Consider the following 16001-nt stretch of genomic DNA (forward strand, 5'->3'; position numbering starts at 1 on the left):
CGGGGCGGGGCCGGGGTTTACCCCGGTGTGCGCGGACGGCCCGGGTCAACCGACCGACGGCGACGAGGACTCCGGCCCGTCCGGCGGGCCGAGCCGCCGCACGAGCCCGATGCGGGAGCTGATGCCGAGCTTCGCGTAGGTGTGGCCCAGGTGGTACTCGATGGTCTTGACGCTCAGCGCGAGCGCGGTGGCGATCTGCCGGTTGGTCAGGCCGCGCGCGGCGAGCCGCGCCACCGCCAGCTCCTGCGGGGTCAGCGTCCCCTCGACGCCGTCGCCCGCGCCGTCGTGCGGCTGCTCGTCGGCGCCCCTGGCCGGGGCGGCCCGGCCGCAGGCGGTCAACTCCCGCTCGCACAGGGCCTGGTGCGGCAGCGCGCCGAGCCGGGACATCGTGGTGTGCGCCGCCTGGAGCTGGGCGATCGCCAGGGAGCGGCGGCCGATGCGGCGCAGGAACGAGCCGTGGTCGAGGGCGACGCGCGCCTGCTCGAACGGCAGCGGGACCTGCGCCGCGTGGTCCTGGGCCCGCGCGTACGCGGCCTGGGCGCGCTGCGTCTCGCGCCGCGCGGCCAGCAGGTTGCCCCGCACCCGCGCGGCGGCGGCGAGCGCCGAGTGCCGCCCGCGGGCCCGCGCCCGCTCCTCGAACGGCCCGAGCACCGCTTCCGCCTCGTCGAGTTCGCCGACCTTGGTCAGGGCGTCGACCAGCAGCGGCTGCCAGTCCACCACGCCCGGCTCGTTCACGCCGTCCTGCTCGGCGAACGCGAGCAGCGGGCGCAGCGCCTCCACCACGTCCCACGGCTCGCCCCGCGCGTCCGCCAGGTGCCCCCGCGCGCACACCCCGTACGCGTACGCCACCGGGGTCTCGGCGCCGCCGGGCACCTCGGCGGCGGTGCGCAGGTGCTCGGCGGCCCGGTCCCAGGCGCCGCGCGCGGCGAGGATCTGCGCGGCGACGCCGTGCGTGACGGGCATCAGCCACGACTGGTCGGCGTCGTCGGCGATGGACGCGGCCGACTCGGCGTGGATCAGGGCCTCGTCCCACTCCCCGAGCCGGTGCAGGGTCTGGGCGAGCCCGGAGGCCGAGAGCAGCCGCAGCGGCACCGTCGTCGTACGGCAGTTGGCGACGGCGCCGAGGAGGTCCTGGCGGGCGCCGCGCAGGTCGTCGGACCACAGCCGCAGCTGGCCGCGGGCGAGCAGCAGGTCGATGCTCTTCAGCGGCACGATCATGGGGTCGGGCAGGTCCTCGGCGAGGGCGATGCCCTCCTTGGCGCGGCCGCTGAGGCCGAGCGCGATCAGGTGGTTGAAGCGCAGCATGCGGCTCGGGCCCTGCGCGGTCGACAGGCGCTGCGCCCGCTCGGCCCACCGCGCGGCCACCGCCGCCTGCCCGCACATCACGGCGGCGTAGCTCAACTGCTCGGCGGCGCGCGCCGCGAGGGACGGGTCGCGCTCGCGGTCGACGCTCTCCCAGGCGTCGACCAGCAGCGTCCAGGCGGCCTGGGTGCGCCCCTGGACGCGGGTGACGTAGCCGCGGACGTAGCCGCGCAGGGCGGGGTCGGCGGACTCGGTGAGGCCGGTGGCGAGTTCGGCGGCCTCCTGGACGCGGCCGTCGAGCAGCAGCGCCTCGACGGCCTCCACGGCGAGCCGGTCCCGCTCGGCGGCGCTGGTGGCGACGCGGGACGCGTGCCGCAGGTGGGTGCCCGCGACGGCCCACTGCCCGGTGGCGGCCTCGCGCCGGGCGCACTCGGCGAGGGCGGCGGCCAGGTCCTCGTCGGGTCCGGTGGCGGCGAGCACCCGGTGGCGCAGGCGGCTGTACTCGTCGGCGACCAGCTCGGCGGCGCGGGTGTGCAGGGCGGCGCGCTGGGCGGGGCCGATGTCCTGGTAGACGGCGGCCTGCACCAGGGGGTGCGGGAAGGCGATCTCGGGCGCCGAGGACCCGGCGGGCGCCTCGCGCAGCAGGCCCGCCTTGACGGCCCGCTCCAGGGCGAGCAGCGGCTGCGGGACGCGGGCGAGGCGCGCGGCGGTGTGCAGTCGGCAGGACAGGCCGAGCACGCTGACGGCCTGCACGAGCCGCTGGGCCGCCGTGCCGCACCCGGCGAGGCCCGCGAGCACCAGCATGGCGTACGACCGGGGCGCGGGCAGCGGCGTCGTCACGTCGAGCAGCACGTCGGGCGGCACCTGGTCGAGCAGGGCGCGGGCGTGCAGCGGGTTGCCGTGGGTGTGGCCGTGCAGCCGCAGGGACGCCGAGTGCGGCAGGCGGGCGACGCCGAGGCGGTCGCTGAGCGCGGCCAGCTCGTCGGGGCTGAGCCCGGTGAGGGCCAGGCGGCGGGTGCGCGGGTCGGTGAGCAGGCGGCGCAGGCCCTCGGGCAGCTCGGGCACCTGCGGGTCGCGCAGCGCGACGACGGCGAGGACCCGGTCGTGGCGCAGCCGCCGCAGCGCGAACGTCAGCGCGTTCAGGGACTCGGGGTCGGCCCAGTGCGCGTCGTCGACGACGAGGACGACGGGCCCCTTGCCCTGTGCCTCGCCGAGCAGGTCGAGCAGCCCGAACCCGGCGGCCAGCGGCGGCAGGTTGGCGTGCAGGGAGCGCGGTACGCGGCTGACCAGCTCGGCGAGGGTCTCCGGCACCGGCACCGGGCTCTGCCCCACCAGCTGCGCGAGCACCCCGCAGGGCAGGGCGCTCTCGTTCTCCTCGCCGCTGGCGTGCAGCACGCACGGGTCGGTCAGCGAGTCGAGGAAGCGGCGCAGCAGCGCGGTCTTGCCGATGCCGCCGGGGCCTTCGAGCAGGACGAGCCGGGGGGTGCCCGCGCTGGCGTCGGCGAAGTCCTTCCGCAGCGCGGTGAGTTCGGCGCCGCGTCCGCAGAAGGCGTCGGCGGGCAGGGGCCAGGGGTGGTGGAGGTCGGGTCGTTCGGCGTCCGCCTGCTCGGATGTCATCACCGCCCCCGCGCGTCGACGCATGGCCTGAACACCACCATGGTGGGCGACAGCCCCTGACACAAGGTGAATTCGGCCTTCCGGCAGGGTTGGCCGAGCCGCGCCGGTCCCGTCGGCCAGCCCGGTCCGGTGCGGTCTGGTCTGGTCCGGTCTGCTCCGGCCTGGCTCGGTCTGGCTCGGTCCGGTGCGGCCTAGCCCGGCGCCTGCCCCGGTGCCTGCGGGGCCGGGCCCTCGTGGCGCGCGGCCTCCTGGAGCGGCGGCTCGAGCAGCGACAGCAGTTCGAGCCAGCCGTGGAACGGCCGCGCGTCCCCGCAGGTCTCGGACGACACGTTTCCACACACCCCGTCGTGCGAGCGGTACACCTCGATGACGTAACGCACAACGCCTCCCATACGGCTCAGGGTAGGCGCCTTTCACCCCCACCGCGTCGGTGCGCCACCTAGGGAAGTCCCTAGGGGGGGCGGATGGCGGGTAGAGCCCGTCCGGCGTTCGAGGACGAGCCGCGCAGCGGCGATCAAGCGGGGTGCCAGGTGCGGCAGCCCCTGGTGTCGGAAAAGGGGCGGGCCTGGGCGCCCCCGCGAGGGCCACCCCCTCCCACGCCCGCCCCAACTGCGCCCGCAGCAGCCCCTCAGGGCTGTCGTCACCCCCGTACCACCGCTCCGCGAGCCGCACCACGGTGTCACACCGGGCGAGCGCCACCCCCCGCTCGTACACGGCCCCGCCGTACCCGGCGGCCGCCGCCACCCGCCCCGCGGCCCCCGCCCCCACGGCGATCACCACGCCCGCCACGTCCTCGGCCGGATCCCCCAGGACGGCGTCGGCCCAGTCGAGCACCCCCGACACCCGCCCCGCCGAACTCACCAGCAGATGCTCGCCCTTGAGGTCGTTGTGCAGGACGACCTCCCCGGCGGGGAGGGCCGGGGCCCGGAGCCGAGCCGCTCCACGAGGCCGTCCGGCACGGCGCCGTCCGCGGTGAGCCGCCGAGCCGCACGCGCCGCGTCCTCCCGGAGCGGGCCCAGATCCCGTGGCTCCTGACGGGGCAGGCCCAGACCGGCGACGACACCGGGAGGAAGGCCCCGCAGCCCCGAGAGGACACGGGCCAGGTCCGCCTCCCCCTCGGGGGCCAGGACCGCGGCCTCCGCGGAGGCGCCGGGCAGCCGGGTGTCCACCGTGTAGGTGAGCCCCGGCGCCCACGACCCGTGGGCGACGCTCACCGGAACGCCCGCGAACACCCGCTCCCGTACGACGTCCCGGAGCGCGATCTCCCGCCCCTGCCGCACCGCCGAGTCCCGCTCCAGGGTGAGCCGCAGCACGTACTGGCCGCCCACCCACCAGGTGGAGTGCTCGCCTCCCTCGTCGACGGGCGAGACGGCGGGCTCGTCCGCGTGCGGCAGCGCGGCACGGACGAGTTCACGGACGAGGGCGGCGGTGGGGGAGCCGGGCATGACGCCGATCATGCCACCGCGCCGGAGCCCGCCCCCTGCTCCCGCCCCGGCCCGCTCCCCTGGGTGACGCACCGTGAAGGTGGTGTTGCCCGGTGCCTGATGGTGCGCGAGTGTGAACTGCCATGGACCGTGACGGGAACGCGACCCCTCAACCCACCTCCACCGAGTCCGCACACCCCGGGCAGCGCCCCCGGAGACCTCAGGGCGCCGAGCGCACCGAGCCGACTGAGCGCGCCGAGCTGACCGGCGGCCCTGAGCTGACCGGCGGCCCTGAGCTGACCGGCGGCCCTGAGCTGACCGGCCGCGCCGAGCTGACTGAGCTGGCGGAGCTGGCACACCCGGCCGAGTCGGCCGAGCGCACAGAGCACACCAGCCCCCCTGCTCCTACCCCCACCATCGCCCCCATCGCCCCCATCGCCCCCATCACCCCCACCGACCCCACCGACCCCACCGACCCCCCACACCTCACCCTGACCCGCCGTCACCTGCTCCTCACCGCGGGCGCCGCGGGCGCGGCAGGCGCCCTCGCCGCCACCGCCGCCGCCCCGGCCGTGGCGGCGGCCACCGCCGCGGACCGCGTCGGCGCGCGGCCGGTCCGGCTCTCCTTCACGCGGGCCACCAACGGCGCGGCCACCCTCGCGCCCCGGGGCGACCGCCTCGTCGCCGAGGTGCAGAGCACCCTGTGGTCCGTGGACCGCGAGGGCGCCGCCACCCCCCTCACCCCGCCGGACCTGGAACCGAACCGGCCCGTGTACGCGCCGGACGGCGGACTCCTCGCGTTCAGCGCCTACCGCGACGGCGGCTACCACATCTGGACGGTGCGCCCCGACGGCTCCGCCCTCCGCCAGCGCACCGACGGCCCCTGGGACGACCGGGGCCCCGCCTGGTCGCCGGACGGCAAGCGGATCGCCTTCGCCTCCGAGCGCGGCGGCGACCCGGTGCAGGGCAGCCCGTACCGCGTCCACGTCCTCGACCTGGAGACCGGCGACCTGACCCGGGTGACCGGCGTCCCCGGCCAGGACGGGCCGCTCCAGGACGGCCCCTGGGAGGACTTCGACCCCACCTGGTCGCCGGACGGCGAGCGCCTGCTGTTCGTGCGGGCCAAGGTCGTCACCACCGCCACCGGCACCGCCCTGGAGGCCCGCACCATCGCCGCCGTGCGGGCCAGCGGCACGGGCCCGGTCACCGTGGAGCACACCGAGACCGAGAAGGCCCAGGTCATGACCCCGGCCCTGGCGCCGGACGGCAGCCGCCTCGGCTATCTGCGCACCACGCCCGCGCCGAACGGCACCTGCGTCCTCGTCGTCGACGGCGAACCCGTCGCGGTCGACGGTGACATCGCGCCCGTGCCGCCGCGCTGGACCAAGGACGGCGACCTGCTGCTCACCGTCGACGGCCGCTTCACCCTCGTACGCCCCGACCGGCCGGGCGAGGCGCGCCCGCTGCCGTTCCACGGCGAACTGCCGGTGGAGCGCCCGCGCTACCGCGTCAAGGAGTACGACCTCGGCGAGGACCGCGTCCGGCCGGTGCGGGGCATCCACCTGCCCGCCCTGTCGCCCGACGGGAAGCACCTCGCCTTCGCGGCCCTCAACTCCCTGTGGCTGGCGGGCACATCGGGCGCCCGGCCGCCGCGGCGGCTGCGCGCGGCGGGCCCCACGCGCTACCTCCTCGGCCCCTCGTGGGCGCGCGACGGGCGGTCGCTGGTGTACGCCGACGACCGCGACGGACTGCTCGGCGTGTACCGGCGCGACCTCGCCACCGGCGAGGAGACCGCGCTGGCCACCGGCGGCCGCGTGCACCCGGCTCTGTCGCCCGACGGCACCCGGCTCGCCTGCGTCGACCTGACGGGACGGGTCCTCGTCCGGGACCTCGCCTCGGGCGCCGAGCGGGTCCTGGCCGAGCCGCTGGGCGGCGGCGGCCTCCCCGGGCGCCCCAGCTGGTCGCCGGACGCCCGCCATGTCGCGTTCTGCGACCGCAACCGCCTCAACCAGCGCTTCCGCGAGGGCTACAACCTGATCCGGGTCGTCGACACCGCCACCGGCACCGCCCGGCTGCACGCCGTCGCGCCGCACACCAGCATCGCCGACCGCTACGACTCCGGGCCCGTGTGGTCGCCCGACGGCCGCTGGTTCGCGGTGATCGTCGAGTCGGCGCTGTGCCTGCTGCCCATCGCCCCCGACGGCACCCCGCGCGGCACGCTCCGCACCCTCACCACCGAGCCCGCCGACCACCCCACCTGGTCGGGCGACTCCCGGACGCTGCTGTACCTGTCGGGCGCCAAGCCGCGCCTCATCGGCGTCGACGGCGGCCCCGCCCGCACCGTGCGCGTCCCCCTGGACCAGCGCAGGCCCACGCCCCCCGACACGGTGGTGCACGCCGGACGGCTCTGGGACGGCACCGGCGAGCGGGCCAGGGACGACGTCGACATCGTCGTGCGCCGAGGCCGGATCGAGGCCGTCGAGCCACACGGCCGCCGCCCCGCGCGGCGCCGGATCGACGCCTCCGACCGCACGGTCCTGCCAGGCCTGTGGGACACGCACACCCACCCCTGGCAGAGCACCTACGGCGGCCGCCAGACCGTCGGGCAGCTCACCTACGGCATCACCACCGCCGTCTCGCTCGGCGGCTTCGCCCACGAGCAGGCCCGCGTCCGCGAGGCGGTCGCCACCGGGCAGCTCGCCGGGCCCCGGCTGCTCACCACCGGCGAACTCCTGGACGGCGGGCGCGTCGCGTACAGCATGGGGCGCGCCCACCGCACCCGCGCGGGCCTCAGGCGGTCCCTGGAGCGGGCCGAACGGCTCGACTGGGACTTCGTCAAGACGTACGTACGGGCGCCGGGCTGGGTGATGGCGGAGGCCGCGCGCTTCGCCCACGAGCGGCTCGGGGTGCGCAGCGGCAGCCACTTCCTGTCGCCCGGCATCCAGACGGGCCAGGACCTGACGACCCACCTCCAGGCCACCCAGCGCGGCGAGGCCGGACACGCGATCACCGCGTCGGGCCGCGCCTACGAGGACGTCGTGGAGATCTACTCGGCGCACGGGGCCCGCTTCGCGCTGATCGCCACGCCGTTCACGTCGGTGCCGCTCATCGGCGCCGACCCGGACCTCGCCGACGACCCCCGGGTCACGGCGGTCATGCCGCCCTGGGACACCGAGTCGGTGCGCAAGCAGGCCGCGACGCCGCCGACCGAGGCGCAGCTCGCCACGCTGGCCACGGAGATCGACGTCTACCGGCGGGTGCTCGCCGCGGGCGGCCTGGTGGCGCTCGGCACGGACCAGCCCCTGGTGCCGGTCGGCCTCGCGCTGCACATGGGGCTGCGCGCCCTGCACCGCGGCGGCCTGTCCCCGGCGGCGGCGCTGCGCACGGCGACCGTGCTGCCCGCCCGGCTCTTCGGTCTTGAGCAGCACCTGGGGACGGTGCGGCCGGGCAGGCTCGCGGACCTGGTCCTGGTCGACGGCGACCCGTTCGCGGACTTCGACACGCTGGTGCGCACCACCGGGGTGCTGCGCGGCGGCACGCCGTACGCGACGAAGGACCTGGTCGCCGCCTTCCCCGCCGGGGCGCGGCGCGCGCCCACGGGACTCAAGGGCGCCGACTGGCTCGCGGTGGGGCGCCTGATGCGCAGGGACGGCTGCTGCGACGGCGGCCATCCGGACCACTGACGCCGGTCACCCAGGGCGCCTGAAGGCCGCCCCTTAGGGGGCCACGGGCGGAGTCGGCGGCCGGGCGCCGCCGACAAACCGGCCCCGCTTGTTACGAACCTGTGGCAAACGCCCTACAACGAACCCCGGCTGTGCGCTGTCTACCAGGGGGAATCCACACCGAGCCGCAACAAGGAGCGCACAGCCGTGGGGGACATACGCAGACGAGGAGCCGTCGCACTGGGGATCACCGCACTGGTGGCCCCGCTCGCGGTGGCGATGAGCACCGGCACGGCGCAGGCCGCGTCGTGCACCACCCAGACCGGGCCCTACCAGAAGCAGGTCGAGAAGTTCCTGGGCCGCCCCGTGGACGGCAGGCAGTCGTCCGCCGACTGCAAGGCGATCAAGGCCTTCCAGACCAAGCACCAGATCAGCCCCAACGCCGGGTACGCGGGCAAGGTCACCTGGGGCGTGATGAGCCTCATGAACAAGCAGAAGGCCGTCGGGAACAACCCGAACAAGGCGGGCAAGTGCCCCACCAACAAGGGCCGCATCGCCTGTGTCGACCTGACGCTCCAGCTGAGCTGGATCCAGGACGGCAAGCGGCTGAAGTACGGCCCGGTCCCGGTCCGCACCGGCCGCGACGGCCACGAGACCCGCACCGGCCTGAAGAAGGTCTACTGGCGGGACATCGACCACGTCTCCAGCCTGTACCACGTGCCGATGCCGTACAGCCAGTTCTTCGACGGCGGCCAGGCCTTCCACTCGGTGGGCATCAGCGTGTGGGCCCCGCCCGGCTCGCACGGCTGCGTCAACATGACCAAGAAGGACGCCGTCACGTACTGGAACATGCTGCGCAAGGGCGACGACGTCTTCGTCTACGGCCGCAAGCCCGGCACCTGAGGCGCCCGGGCTCGGTAGCGCTCACCCAGGGGGCGGCGTGCGCGCCGCCCCCCTTCGCGTGGGTCAGCGCCTGTCAGAGGGAGCGCAGGTACTGGTCGGGGACGTGCACCTCGGCGCCCAGCTCCCGGGCCGCGAGCCGGGCGAAGGACGCGTTGCGCAGCAGCTCCCGGCCGATGAGGACCGCGTCGGCCTCGCCGTTGGTGAGGATCTTCTCCGCCTGCCCGGCCTCGGTGATCAGTCCGACGGCGGCCACCGCGAGGCCCGTCTCCCGCTTCACGCGGGCGGCGAAGGGCACCTGGTAGCCCGGCTCGTTCGGAATGGTCACGCCCGCCGCGTTGCCGCCCGTGGACACGTCGAGCAGGTCGACGCCGTGGTCCTTGGCGAGGGCGGCGAAGCGCACGGTGTCGTCCGGCGTCCAGCCGTTCTCCGGCAGCCAGTCGGTGGCCGAGATCCGGAAGAACACCGGCATGTCCTCGGGCCAGACGGCCCGCACGGCGTCGATCACCTCAAGGGCGAACCGGACGCGGTTCTCGAACGACCCGCCGTAGGAATCCGTCCGCCGGTTGGAGTGCGGCGACAGGAACTCGCCGATCAGATAGCCGTGCGCGCCGTGCACCTCGGCCACGTCGAACCCGGCGGCCAGCGCGCGCCGCGCGGCATCCGCGAACTGCCGTACCACGTCCTTGATCTGATCGACCGTCAACTCCGTCGGCACGGGGAAGTCCGCGTCGAACGCGACCGGGCTCGGCCCCACCGGCTGCCAGGCCTCCGGCGCGTCGGTCGGCAGCGGCCCCCGGTGCTGCCAGGGCACGCCCGTCGAGGCCTTGCGCCCGGCGTGGGCCAGCTGGATTCCGGGGACGGCGCCCTGCCCCTTGACGAAGTCGGTGATCCGGCGGAACGCCTCGGCCTGCGTGTCGCTCCAGATGCCGAGGTCGGCGGGGGAGATGCGGCCCTCGGGGCTCACCGCGGTCGCCTCGGTGAGGATCAGGCCGGTGCCGCCGGTGGCGCGGGCGCCGTAGTGAGCCAGGTGCCAGTCGCGCGGGACGCCCGCCAGGGGTCCCGACGCCTCGGCCGAGTACTGGCACATCGGCGCCATCCACACCCGGTTCGGGATGGTCAGCGATCGCAGGGTGTAGGGCTCGAACAGCGCGCTCACGGCGGACTCCATTCGTCACGACGATGCGGGTACGGGGTACGTCGTACGGTAGACATCGTAGTACGGCACCTGTCAAACTACGAGAGGTCTCGTACCATGGAGGGGCCGTGGGGACGCGGTGACCCGGGCGTACGAGGATGACCGGGCCGTACGAGGAAGGGGAGCCGCCATGACGACCGCCGCGCCGAGCGCGCGCGTGCTGGAGCACCCGGCGCGTGCCGAGATCCGCCTGGAGGGCGTCCTGCACGCCCTCTCCGACCCGCTCCGCCTCCTGATCGTCCGCGAACTCTCGGGCCCTCGCCCCGAGCTGACGTGCTCCCAGATCGAACTGCCGGTCACCAAGTCCACGACCACGCACCACTTCCGCGTGCTGCGCGAGGCGGGAGTGATCCAGCAGATCTACCGCGGCACGGCCAAGCTCAACGCCCTGCGCCGCACGGACCTCGACGCCCTGTTCCCGGGCCTGCTGGACGCGATCCTGACCGCCGCCACCCACCAGGCGGACCGCAAGCAATCAAGCCCGTCCGGCGTTTGAGGGCAAGGCCGAAGGCCGATCAGCGGGGCACACGGCGAGCCTGAACGGCGGGCAGGCGGAAGCAATCAAGCCCGTCCGGCGTTTGAGGACGCGGCCGAAGGCCGATGAACGGGCCGCGCGGCGAGCCTGAACGACGGGCAGGCGGAAGGGATCAAGCCTGTCCGGCGTTTGAGGACGAGGCCGAAGGCCGACCACCCGGCACCCCCGAGCCCGGCACCCCCAAGCCCGCGGCGCGCCGCAGCGCCTCCCACTCCGCCAGCTTCACCGTCCGCCGCCCGAGCGACCGCCCCAGCTCCGCCTCCGCCCGCTCGATGCCCAGCCACCCCGCCCACTCCACGGGCTCGGCGCCAGCCGCCCGCAGGACGTCGAGGGGCTCGGCGGCCACGGCCCGCCGCGCGAGGGCGGCGGAGTCATCCAGCAGGGACTGGACCGTCTCCCTGGCACAGGGCCGGTTCGTGCCGATAACGCCCGTCGGCCCCCGCTTGATCCACCCCGCCACGTACTCCCCGGGCGACACGGCCCCGTCCCGCAGCACCCGCCCCGCCGCGTGCGGCACCGTCCCGCTGCCCGCGTCGAACGGCAGCCCCTCGATCGGCACCCCGCGGTAGCCCACCGACCGCAGCACGAGCTGCGCCGGGACGTCCTCGTGGCTCCCGGTGCCCGTGACCCCGCCGCGCCCGTCCGGCAGCGTCCGCTCGAACCGCACGCCCCCGACCCGGCCCGCGGCCTGGAGCACTTCGACCGGCCGCAGGTAGAACCGTAGCCGGACGCGCCGCGCGGGCCCGGCCCGCTCGCCCCGCCCGGCCCAGCCGCGCAGCACCTCCACGTTGCGCCGGGCGGCGGCGGGCAGCCCGGACGGGTCGGCGTACGCGGGGTCCCGTGCCAGCTCGGCGGGGTCCACGGTGACGTCGGTGTCCGGAAGGCCGCCCAGCTCCCGCAGCTCCTTGGTGGTGAACCGGGCCTGCGAGGGCCCGCGCCGCCCCACCATGTGCACCACGCGCACCCGGCTCGCGCCGAGCACGCCCAGCGCCTCGTGCGGCATGTCCGTCGGCAGCAGCTCCGGGACGCCGCGCACCAGCATCCGGGCGACGTCCACCGCGACGTTCCCGACGCCGATGACCACGGCCGACTGCACGCCCCGTACGAAGCGGTCGGGCGGCCCGAAGCCGCCCGCCGCGCTGTCCGGGTGGGCGCTGTACCAGGACACGAACTCCGTGGCCGAGAAGCTCCCCGGCAGGTCCTCGCCGGGCACGCCGAGCCTGCGGTCGGTGGCGGCGCCGACGCAGTACACGACCGCGTGGTAGCAGTCGAGCAGCCGCGCGGGCGGCACCGCGCCGGGGCCGACCTCCACGCCGCCGAGGAACCGCACCCGCTCGTGCTCCAGGACGCCGCGCAGGTTCCCCTGGAGCGACTTGATCTTCTCGTGGTCCGGCGCCACCCCGTACCGCACCAGGCCGTACGGGCACGGCAGCCGGTCGAGCACATCGACCCGCACGTCCGGCACCCGCTCCTGCTCGACCAGGCCCTGGGCGGTGTAGACACCGCTCGGACCCGAACCCACGACGGCGACCCGCACGGTGGCGCTCCTTCCGCGAGGTGTTCCCCGGGACGTCCTGACGCCTGCCTGGCCCCAGCATCGCACCCCTGTGCGTGAAGGGGGAGGTGCGCCGCGTGCCGTTCCCGGCGGAATGTGACAGTACGGCTACCGTGCGCCTGTGCTGGAAAGCCCATTTTTCGACGAGAGTGATCATTACCGCGGGGCGCACGCGGCTGCGGCGCCGCACACCACGGAGGGCGGGCCCGCGCTCCAGGCGCCCGGCACGGCCGCCGGACGCGGCCGCGGCGACGGCTCCCCGCCCCAGTTCCACGTGCGGCTCGCCCTGGAGGGGGCGCACGTCGACGTCCTCGCCGCGGTCAGCGGCGGCCGCCTGGCCATCGAGGACCTGCGGGCCGAGCCCCCGCTGCCGCTGGCCGACCTCGTCGCCCTCGCGGGCCGGATCGAGGGCCCGCTCGCGGACGTCTGCCGGGGCGTCGCGCAGCAGTACGACGCCCCGTGCCGGGCCGACCGCGCCGACGGGCCGGGCGCGGCGTGGGCGGCGCGCCCGTCCGTGCGGCAGGTCGCCGCCGAGGCCTACCGCGTGGCGCGCGACGAGGGCCGCGACCCGGTGCTCGCCGTGATGGGTGCGACGGGGCACGGCCGCCGCAAGGCGCTGCGGCTGATCGCGGGGGCGCGGGACGACGGCTACCTGGCGCCCCGGCACCGCCGCCGCTGACCGCGCTGACGGACCGTCAACTCAGGCCGCGCATGCGGTTGATCTCGCTGGTCTGCTGGGCGATGACGTCGGTGGCCATCTCCTCGACCAGCAGGTTGTTGCCCTCGGAGAGCGCCTGCGTCGCCATGGTGACCGCACCCGAGTGATGGGTGATCATCAGCTTCAGGAACAGCTCGTCGAACGCCTCTCCCTTGGCCGCCCGCAGCCGCGCGAGCTGCGCTTCGGTGGCCATGCCGGGCATCGAGGCGTGGTCGTGGCCGCCGCCGTGCCCCCGCTTCGGGGACTTTTCGCGGTGGCTCTTCAGCCAGCGCTCCATGGCGCCGATCTCCGGCTTCTGGGCGGCGGTGATGCGCTCGGCGAGCCGCTTCACCTTCGGGGACTTCGCCCGCTTCGGGGCGAGCCGGGTCATCTCCAGGGCCTGGCCGTGGTGCGGGATCATCTGCTCGACATAGGCGAAGTCGGCCGCGTTCGGGGTGTCGTCGTCGGTTCTCTTCCTGGCCGCCTCCTCGGCGGAGAGCGTCTCGGCGCCTTCGCCGGGCTTTCCGGGGGCGATCACCGAAGGCCCCGAGGAGGAGGGGACTCGGCGCCGTCGTCGCCCGACCCGGAGCCCGAGTCGCAGGCGCCGAGCGCGAGGACGGCGGCGGCCAGGAGCGAGGTCGCCGCGAAGGCGCGGGCAACGGGCGTGCGGGCGGCGGACGTACGGCGGTGGGGCACGGCAACCTCCTGGGCGGTACGGGGCAGTTGGGACCGTACTAGCACGTAGGTGAACGTCACTGATCGAGAACGCCCAGTACTGGCCTGCCTTCCTCTGTTGATTTGTACATGAGGAGAACGATACTGCGGGTGTCCGTGCACCGTTCGCCCCCGAACGGCCACAAGGGAGGACGCAGTGACTCTGTCGAACGAACCCCGCACGCGGCGCAGACGCCTGGGCGTCGCCGCGGCCGCGGTCGGCCTGATAGCGGCCCTGTTCACCGCCGCGCCCGCCGGGGCGACCCCGGATCCGGGCGACTCGCCCGCGGCGCCCAAGAAGGTGTCGAAGAGCGACGCGGCCGACACCAGGAAGGCGATCGAGGACGGCCGGATTCCCGCGCCGGACGAGGTCGTCCACTCCGACAACATCGAGCATCTGACCAACATCCCCAAGGACGCCCTGCCCGGCACCAACTCGGACCTCGCCTTCCAGGGCAAGTACGCGTTCGCGGGCAACTACGACGGCTTCCGCATCTTCGACATCAGCAACCCGAAGAAGCCGAAGACCGTCGCGCAGGTCCTCTGCCCGGGCTCCCAGAACGACGTCTCGGTCTCCGGGAACCTGCTGTTCCTGTCCACCGACTCCTCGCGCAGCGACAGCTCCTGCGCCAGCACCTCGCAGCCCGCCACGGAGAAGTCCTCCTGGGAGGGCATGAAGGTCTTCGACATCAGCGACGTCCGCAACCCGCGCTACGTCGCCGCCGTCGAGACCGCCTGCGGCTCGCACACCCACACGCTGGTGCCCGAGCGCCGCAACGTGTACGTCTACGTGTCCTCGTACGCGCCGAACGCGGCGTTCCCCGACTGCCAGCCGCCGCACGACGGCATCTCCGTCATCAAGGTGCCGCGCAAGGCCCCGCACAAGGCCGCGGTGGTCGGCTTCCCCGTGCTGTTCCCGGGCAGCGGCCCGGACGGCGGCGGCAACCCGGGCGGCCCCACCAACCCGGGCGTCTCCAAGACCACCGGCTGCCACGACATCACGGTGCTGCCCTCCAGGGACATCGCGGCGGGCGCCTGCATGGGTGACGGCATCCTGTTCTCCATCAAGGATCCCGAACACCCCAAGGTCATCGACCAGGTGCAGGACAACGTGAACTTCGCGTTCTGGCACTCGGCGACCTTCAACCAGCGCGCCGACAAGGTCGTGTTCACCGACGAGCTGGGCGGGGGCGGCGCCGCCACCTGCAACGCCGAGGTCGGCCCGAACCGCGGCGCCGACGGCATCTACGAGATCAAGGGCCACGGCGAGAAGAGCAAGCTGGTCTTCAAGAGCTACTTCAAGATCCCGCGCCACCAGGCCGACACCGAGAACTGCGTGGCCCACAACGGCTCGCTGATCCCCGTCAAGGGCAAGGACCTCATGGTCCAGGCCTGGTACCAGGGCGGCGTGTCCGTGTGGGACTTCACCAACTCGGCCAAGCCCAAGGAGATCGCCTACTTCGAGCGCGGTCCGCTCTCCACCGACGAACTCGTCGGCGGCGGCGCGTGGTCCGCGTACTACTACAACGGCCACATCTACTCGAACGACATGGAGAAGGGCTTCGACGTCCTCAAGCTCCACGACAAGCGCACGGATCCGGCCAAGCGGGTGCACCTGCGCGAGCTGAACGTGCAGACCCAGCCCGAGTACTTCGGCTGGCACGACTGAGCCGCGCGGCCTCGGGTGCCTAGCGCGTCCCGCCGGGCGGTGCGCCGTCCGGCGGGACGCCGAGCTTCCAGTCCAGGCCGTAGCGCTGGAACAGCTCCGCGCGCAGCCGCTCGAACGGCATCGGCGCGCCGGGGATGAGCAGCGCGAACACGGCGCCCATGAGCAGGGCGCGCAGCATCCGGTACTCCGTCTCGGGGTCCGCCGCGCCGCGCCGGTCGACGGTGTCGCGCAGCAGGGCCGCGAGCCGCTGCTGCTCGGGGCACTGCACGAACCCCTCGGCCTGGAGGATGCCCGCCATGTGCGTGCGCATCAGCACCGGGCGGTCCCGGGCCAGGCCCAGGACCGCGTCGATCGCGCGGGCCAGGAGCTCGTCCCCGTCCTCGGTGCGCGGCTCGCGCTCCAGCGCCTCCTGGAGCGTCTGGTGCATCAGCCGGTGCACGGCCGACTGGAGCAGCTGCCGCTTCCCGGGGAAGTAGTACGAGACCAGGCCGCGGGCGGAACCGGCCCGGTCGGCGATGTCCGCCAGCGTCGTCGCCTCGTAGCCGTGCTCGCTCACCAGGTCCACCGTCGCCTGCAGGAGCCGCTCGCGCGAACGTCGGCGCAACTCTTCATTGACCGATGGGCTACGGGGGACATCCTGTAACTCCTGCGTTGGCTGGCTCACAGCCAATATACTCAGGGGCATCCCGGCCCGAGCCGACATGGGCCGGTGCGGCCTGGGGCAGGCA

At 74.7% G+C, this 16001-nt stretch carries 11 protein-coding genes and 2 pseudogenes; 5 read left to right on the forward strand and 8 right to left on the reverse strand.

Features of this window, described 5'->3' with window-relative positions:
- Positions 1–45 precede the first annotated feature (45 nt).
- The 4 genes and pseudogenes from ACOBQU_RS33925 to ACOBQU_RS33940 all read right to left on the reverse strand — a co-directional run bounded on the left by ACOBQU_RS33925 (position 46) and on the right by ACOBQU_RS33940 (position 4376).
- Entirely contained in the window at positions 46–2919 is a 2874-nt protein-coding gene (locus ACOBQU_RS33925) for an AAA family ATPase (RefSeq protein ID WP_423634893.1), read from the reverse strand.
- Between the two features lie 191 nt (positions 2920–3110).
- Positions 3111–3311: a hypothetical protein gene (locus ACOBQU_RS33930; RefSeq protein ID WP_423635049.1), complete on the reverse strand. Its 201-nt coding sequence runs from the start codon at positions 3309–3311 to the stop codon at positions 3111–3113.
- Positions 3312–3681: 370 nt separating this feature from the next.
- Positions 3682–3819 (reverse strand): annotated as a pseudogene (locus ACOBQU_RS33935) (aminoglycoside phosphotransferase family protein); the annotation flags it as partial.
- Positions 3777–4376: a phosphotransferase gene (locus ACOBQU_RS33940; protein ID WP_423634895.1), complete on the reverse strand. Its 600-nt coding sequence runs from the start codon at positions 4374–4376 to the stop codon at positions 3777–3779. The gene ACOBQU_RS33940 and the pseudogene ACOBQU_RS33935, both read right to left, overlap by 43 nt.
- A 110-nt stretch (positions 4377–4486) precedes the next feature.
- Here ACOBQU_RS33940 and ACOBQU_RS33945 point away from each other — a divergent pair, with 110 nt between their 5' ends.
- The gene (locus tag ACOBQU_RS33945; protein WP_423632546.1) at positions 4487–8026 is read left to right on the forward strand and encodes an amidohydrolase family protein; all 3540 of its coding nucleotides are present in this window, start codon (positions 4487–4489) and stop codon (positions 8024–8026) included.
- 186 nt (positions 8027–8212) lie between these two features.
- On the forward strand, positions 8213–8908 hold the full coding sequence (locus ACOBQU_RS33950) for a L,D-transpeptidase (RefSeq protein WP_423632548.1): 696 nt from the start codon (positions 8213–8215) through the stop codon (positions 8906–8908).
- A gap of 73 nt (positions 8909–8981) precedes the next feature.
- On the opposite strand, the gene ACOBQU_RS33955 is transcribed toward ACOBQU_RS33950, so the two are convergent.
- Positions 8982–10064 carry an NADH:flavin oxidoreductase/NADH oxidase gene (locus ACOBQU_RS33955; protein WP_423632550.1) on the reverse strand — a complete coding sequence of 361 codons (1083 nt, stop codon included), beginning with the start codon at positions 10062–10064 and terminating at the stop codon, positions 8982–8984.
- Positions 10065–10233: 169 nt separating this feature from the next.
- On the opposite strand from ACOBQU_RS33955, the gene ACOBQU_RS33960 reads away from it, so the two are divergent.
- Complete coding sequence (locus ACOBQU_RS33960; protein WP_423632552.1) at positions 10234–10599, forward strand: ArsR/SmtB family transcription factor; 366 nt, start codon at positions 10234–10236, stop codon at positions 10597–10599.
- 151 nt (positions 10600–10750) lie between these two features.
- Here ACOBQU_RS33960 and ACOBQU_RS33965 read toward each other — a convergent pair whose 3' ends face one another.
- Entirely contained in the window at positions 10751–12175 is a 1425-nt protein-coding gene (locus tag ACOBQU_RS33965; RefSeq protein WP_423632554.1) for an FAD-dependent oxidoreductase, read from the reverse strand.
- A 139-nt stretch (positions 12176–12314) separates the two neighbouring features.
- Here ACOBQU_RS33965 and ACOBQU_RS33970 point away from each other — a divergent pair, with 139 nt between their 5' ends.
- Positions 12315–12872: a DUF6214 family protein gene (locus ACOBQU_RS33970; protein ID WP_423632556.1), complete on the forward strand. Its 558-nt coding sequence runs from the start codon at positions 12315–12317 to the stop codon at positions 12870–12872.
- A gap of 16 nt (positions 12873–12888) precedes the next feature.
- Here ACOBQU_RS33970 and ACOBQU_RS33975 read toward each other — a convergent pair.
- Positions 12889–13586 (reverse strand): annotated as a pseudogene (locus ACOBQU_RS33975) (DUF305 domain-containing protein).
- Positions 13587–13761: 175 nt separating this feature from the next.
- Here ACOBQU_RS33975 and ACOBQU_RS33980 point away from each other — a divergent pair.
- Positions 13762–15273: an LVIVD repeat-containing protein gene (locus ACOBQU_RS33980; protein ID WP_423632558.1), complete on the forward strand. Its 1512-nt coding sequence runs from the start codon at positions 13762–13764 to the stop codon at positions 15271–15273.
- A gap of 19 nt (positions 15274–15292) precedes the next feature.
- Here the strand turns inward: ACOBQU_RS33980 and ACOBQU_RS33985 are convergent, their stop codons facing one another.
- Complete coding sequence (locus ACOBQU_RS33985; protein ID WP_423632560.1) at positions 15293–15958, reverse strand: TetR/AcrR family transcriptional regulator; 666 nt, start codon at positions 15956–15958, stop codon at positions 15293–15295.
- Between the last annotated feature and the right edge of the window lie 43 nt (positions 15959–16001).

This window comes from Streptomyces sp. G45 (assembly GCF_049542095.1).
Taxonomy (GTDB): domain Bacteria; phylum Actinomycetota; class Actinomycetes; order Streptomycetales; family Streptomycetaceae; genus Streptomyces.

Excerpts from the sequence above, each read along its gene's own strand:
- ACOBQU_RS33960 (WP_423632552.1), top strand. The coding sequence starts at position 10,234 with ATGACGACCGCCGCGCCGAGCGCGCGCGTGCTGGAGCACCCGGCGCGT.
- ACOBQU_RS33985 (WP_423632560.1), bottom strand. The coding sequence starts at position 15,958 with ATGCCCCTGAGTATATTGGCTGTGAGCCAGCCAACGCAGGAGTTACAG.
- ACOBQU_RS33945 (WP_423632546.1), top strand. The coding sequence starts at position 4,487 with ATGGACCGTGACGGGAACGCGACCCCTCAACCCACCTCCACCGAGTCC.
- ACOBQU_RS33925 (WP_423634893.1), bottom strand. The coding sequence starts at position 2,919 with ATGACATCCGAGCAGGCGGACGCCGAACGACCCGACCTCCACCACCCC.
- ACOBQU_RS33930 (WP_423635049.1), bottom strand. The coding sequence starts at position 3,311 with ATGGGAGGCGTTGTGCGTTACGTCATCGAGGTGTACCGCTCGCACGAC.
- ACOBQU_RS33940 (WP_423634895.1), bottom strand. The coding sequence starts at position 4,376 with ATGATCGGCGTCATGCCCGGCTCCCCCACCGCCGCCCTCGTCCGTGAA.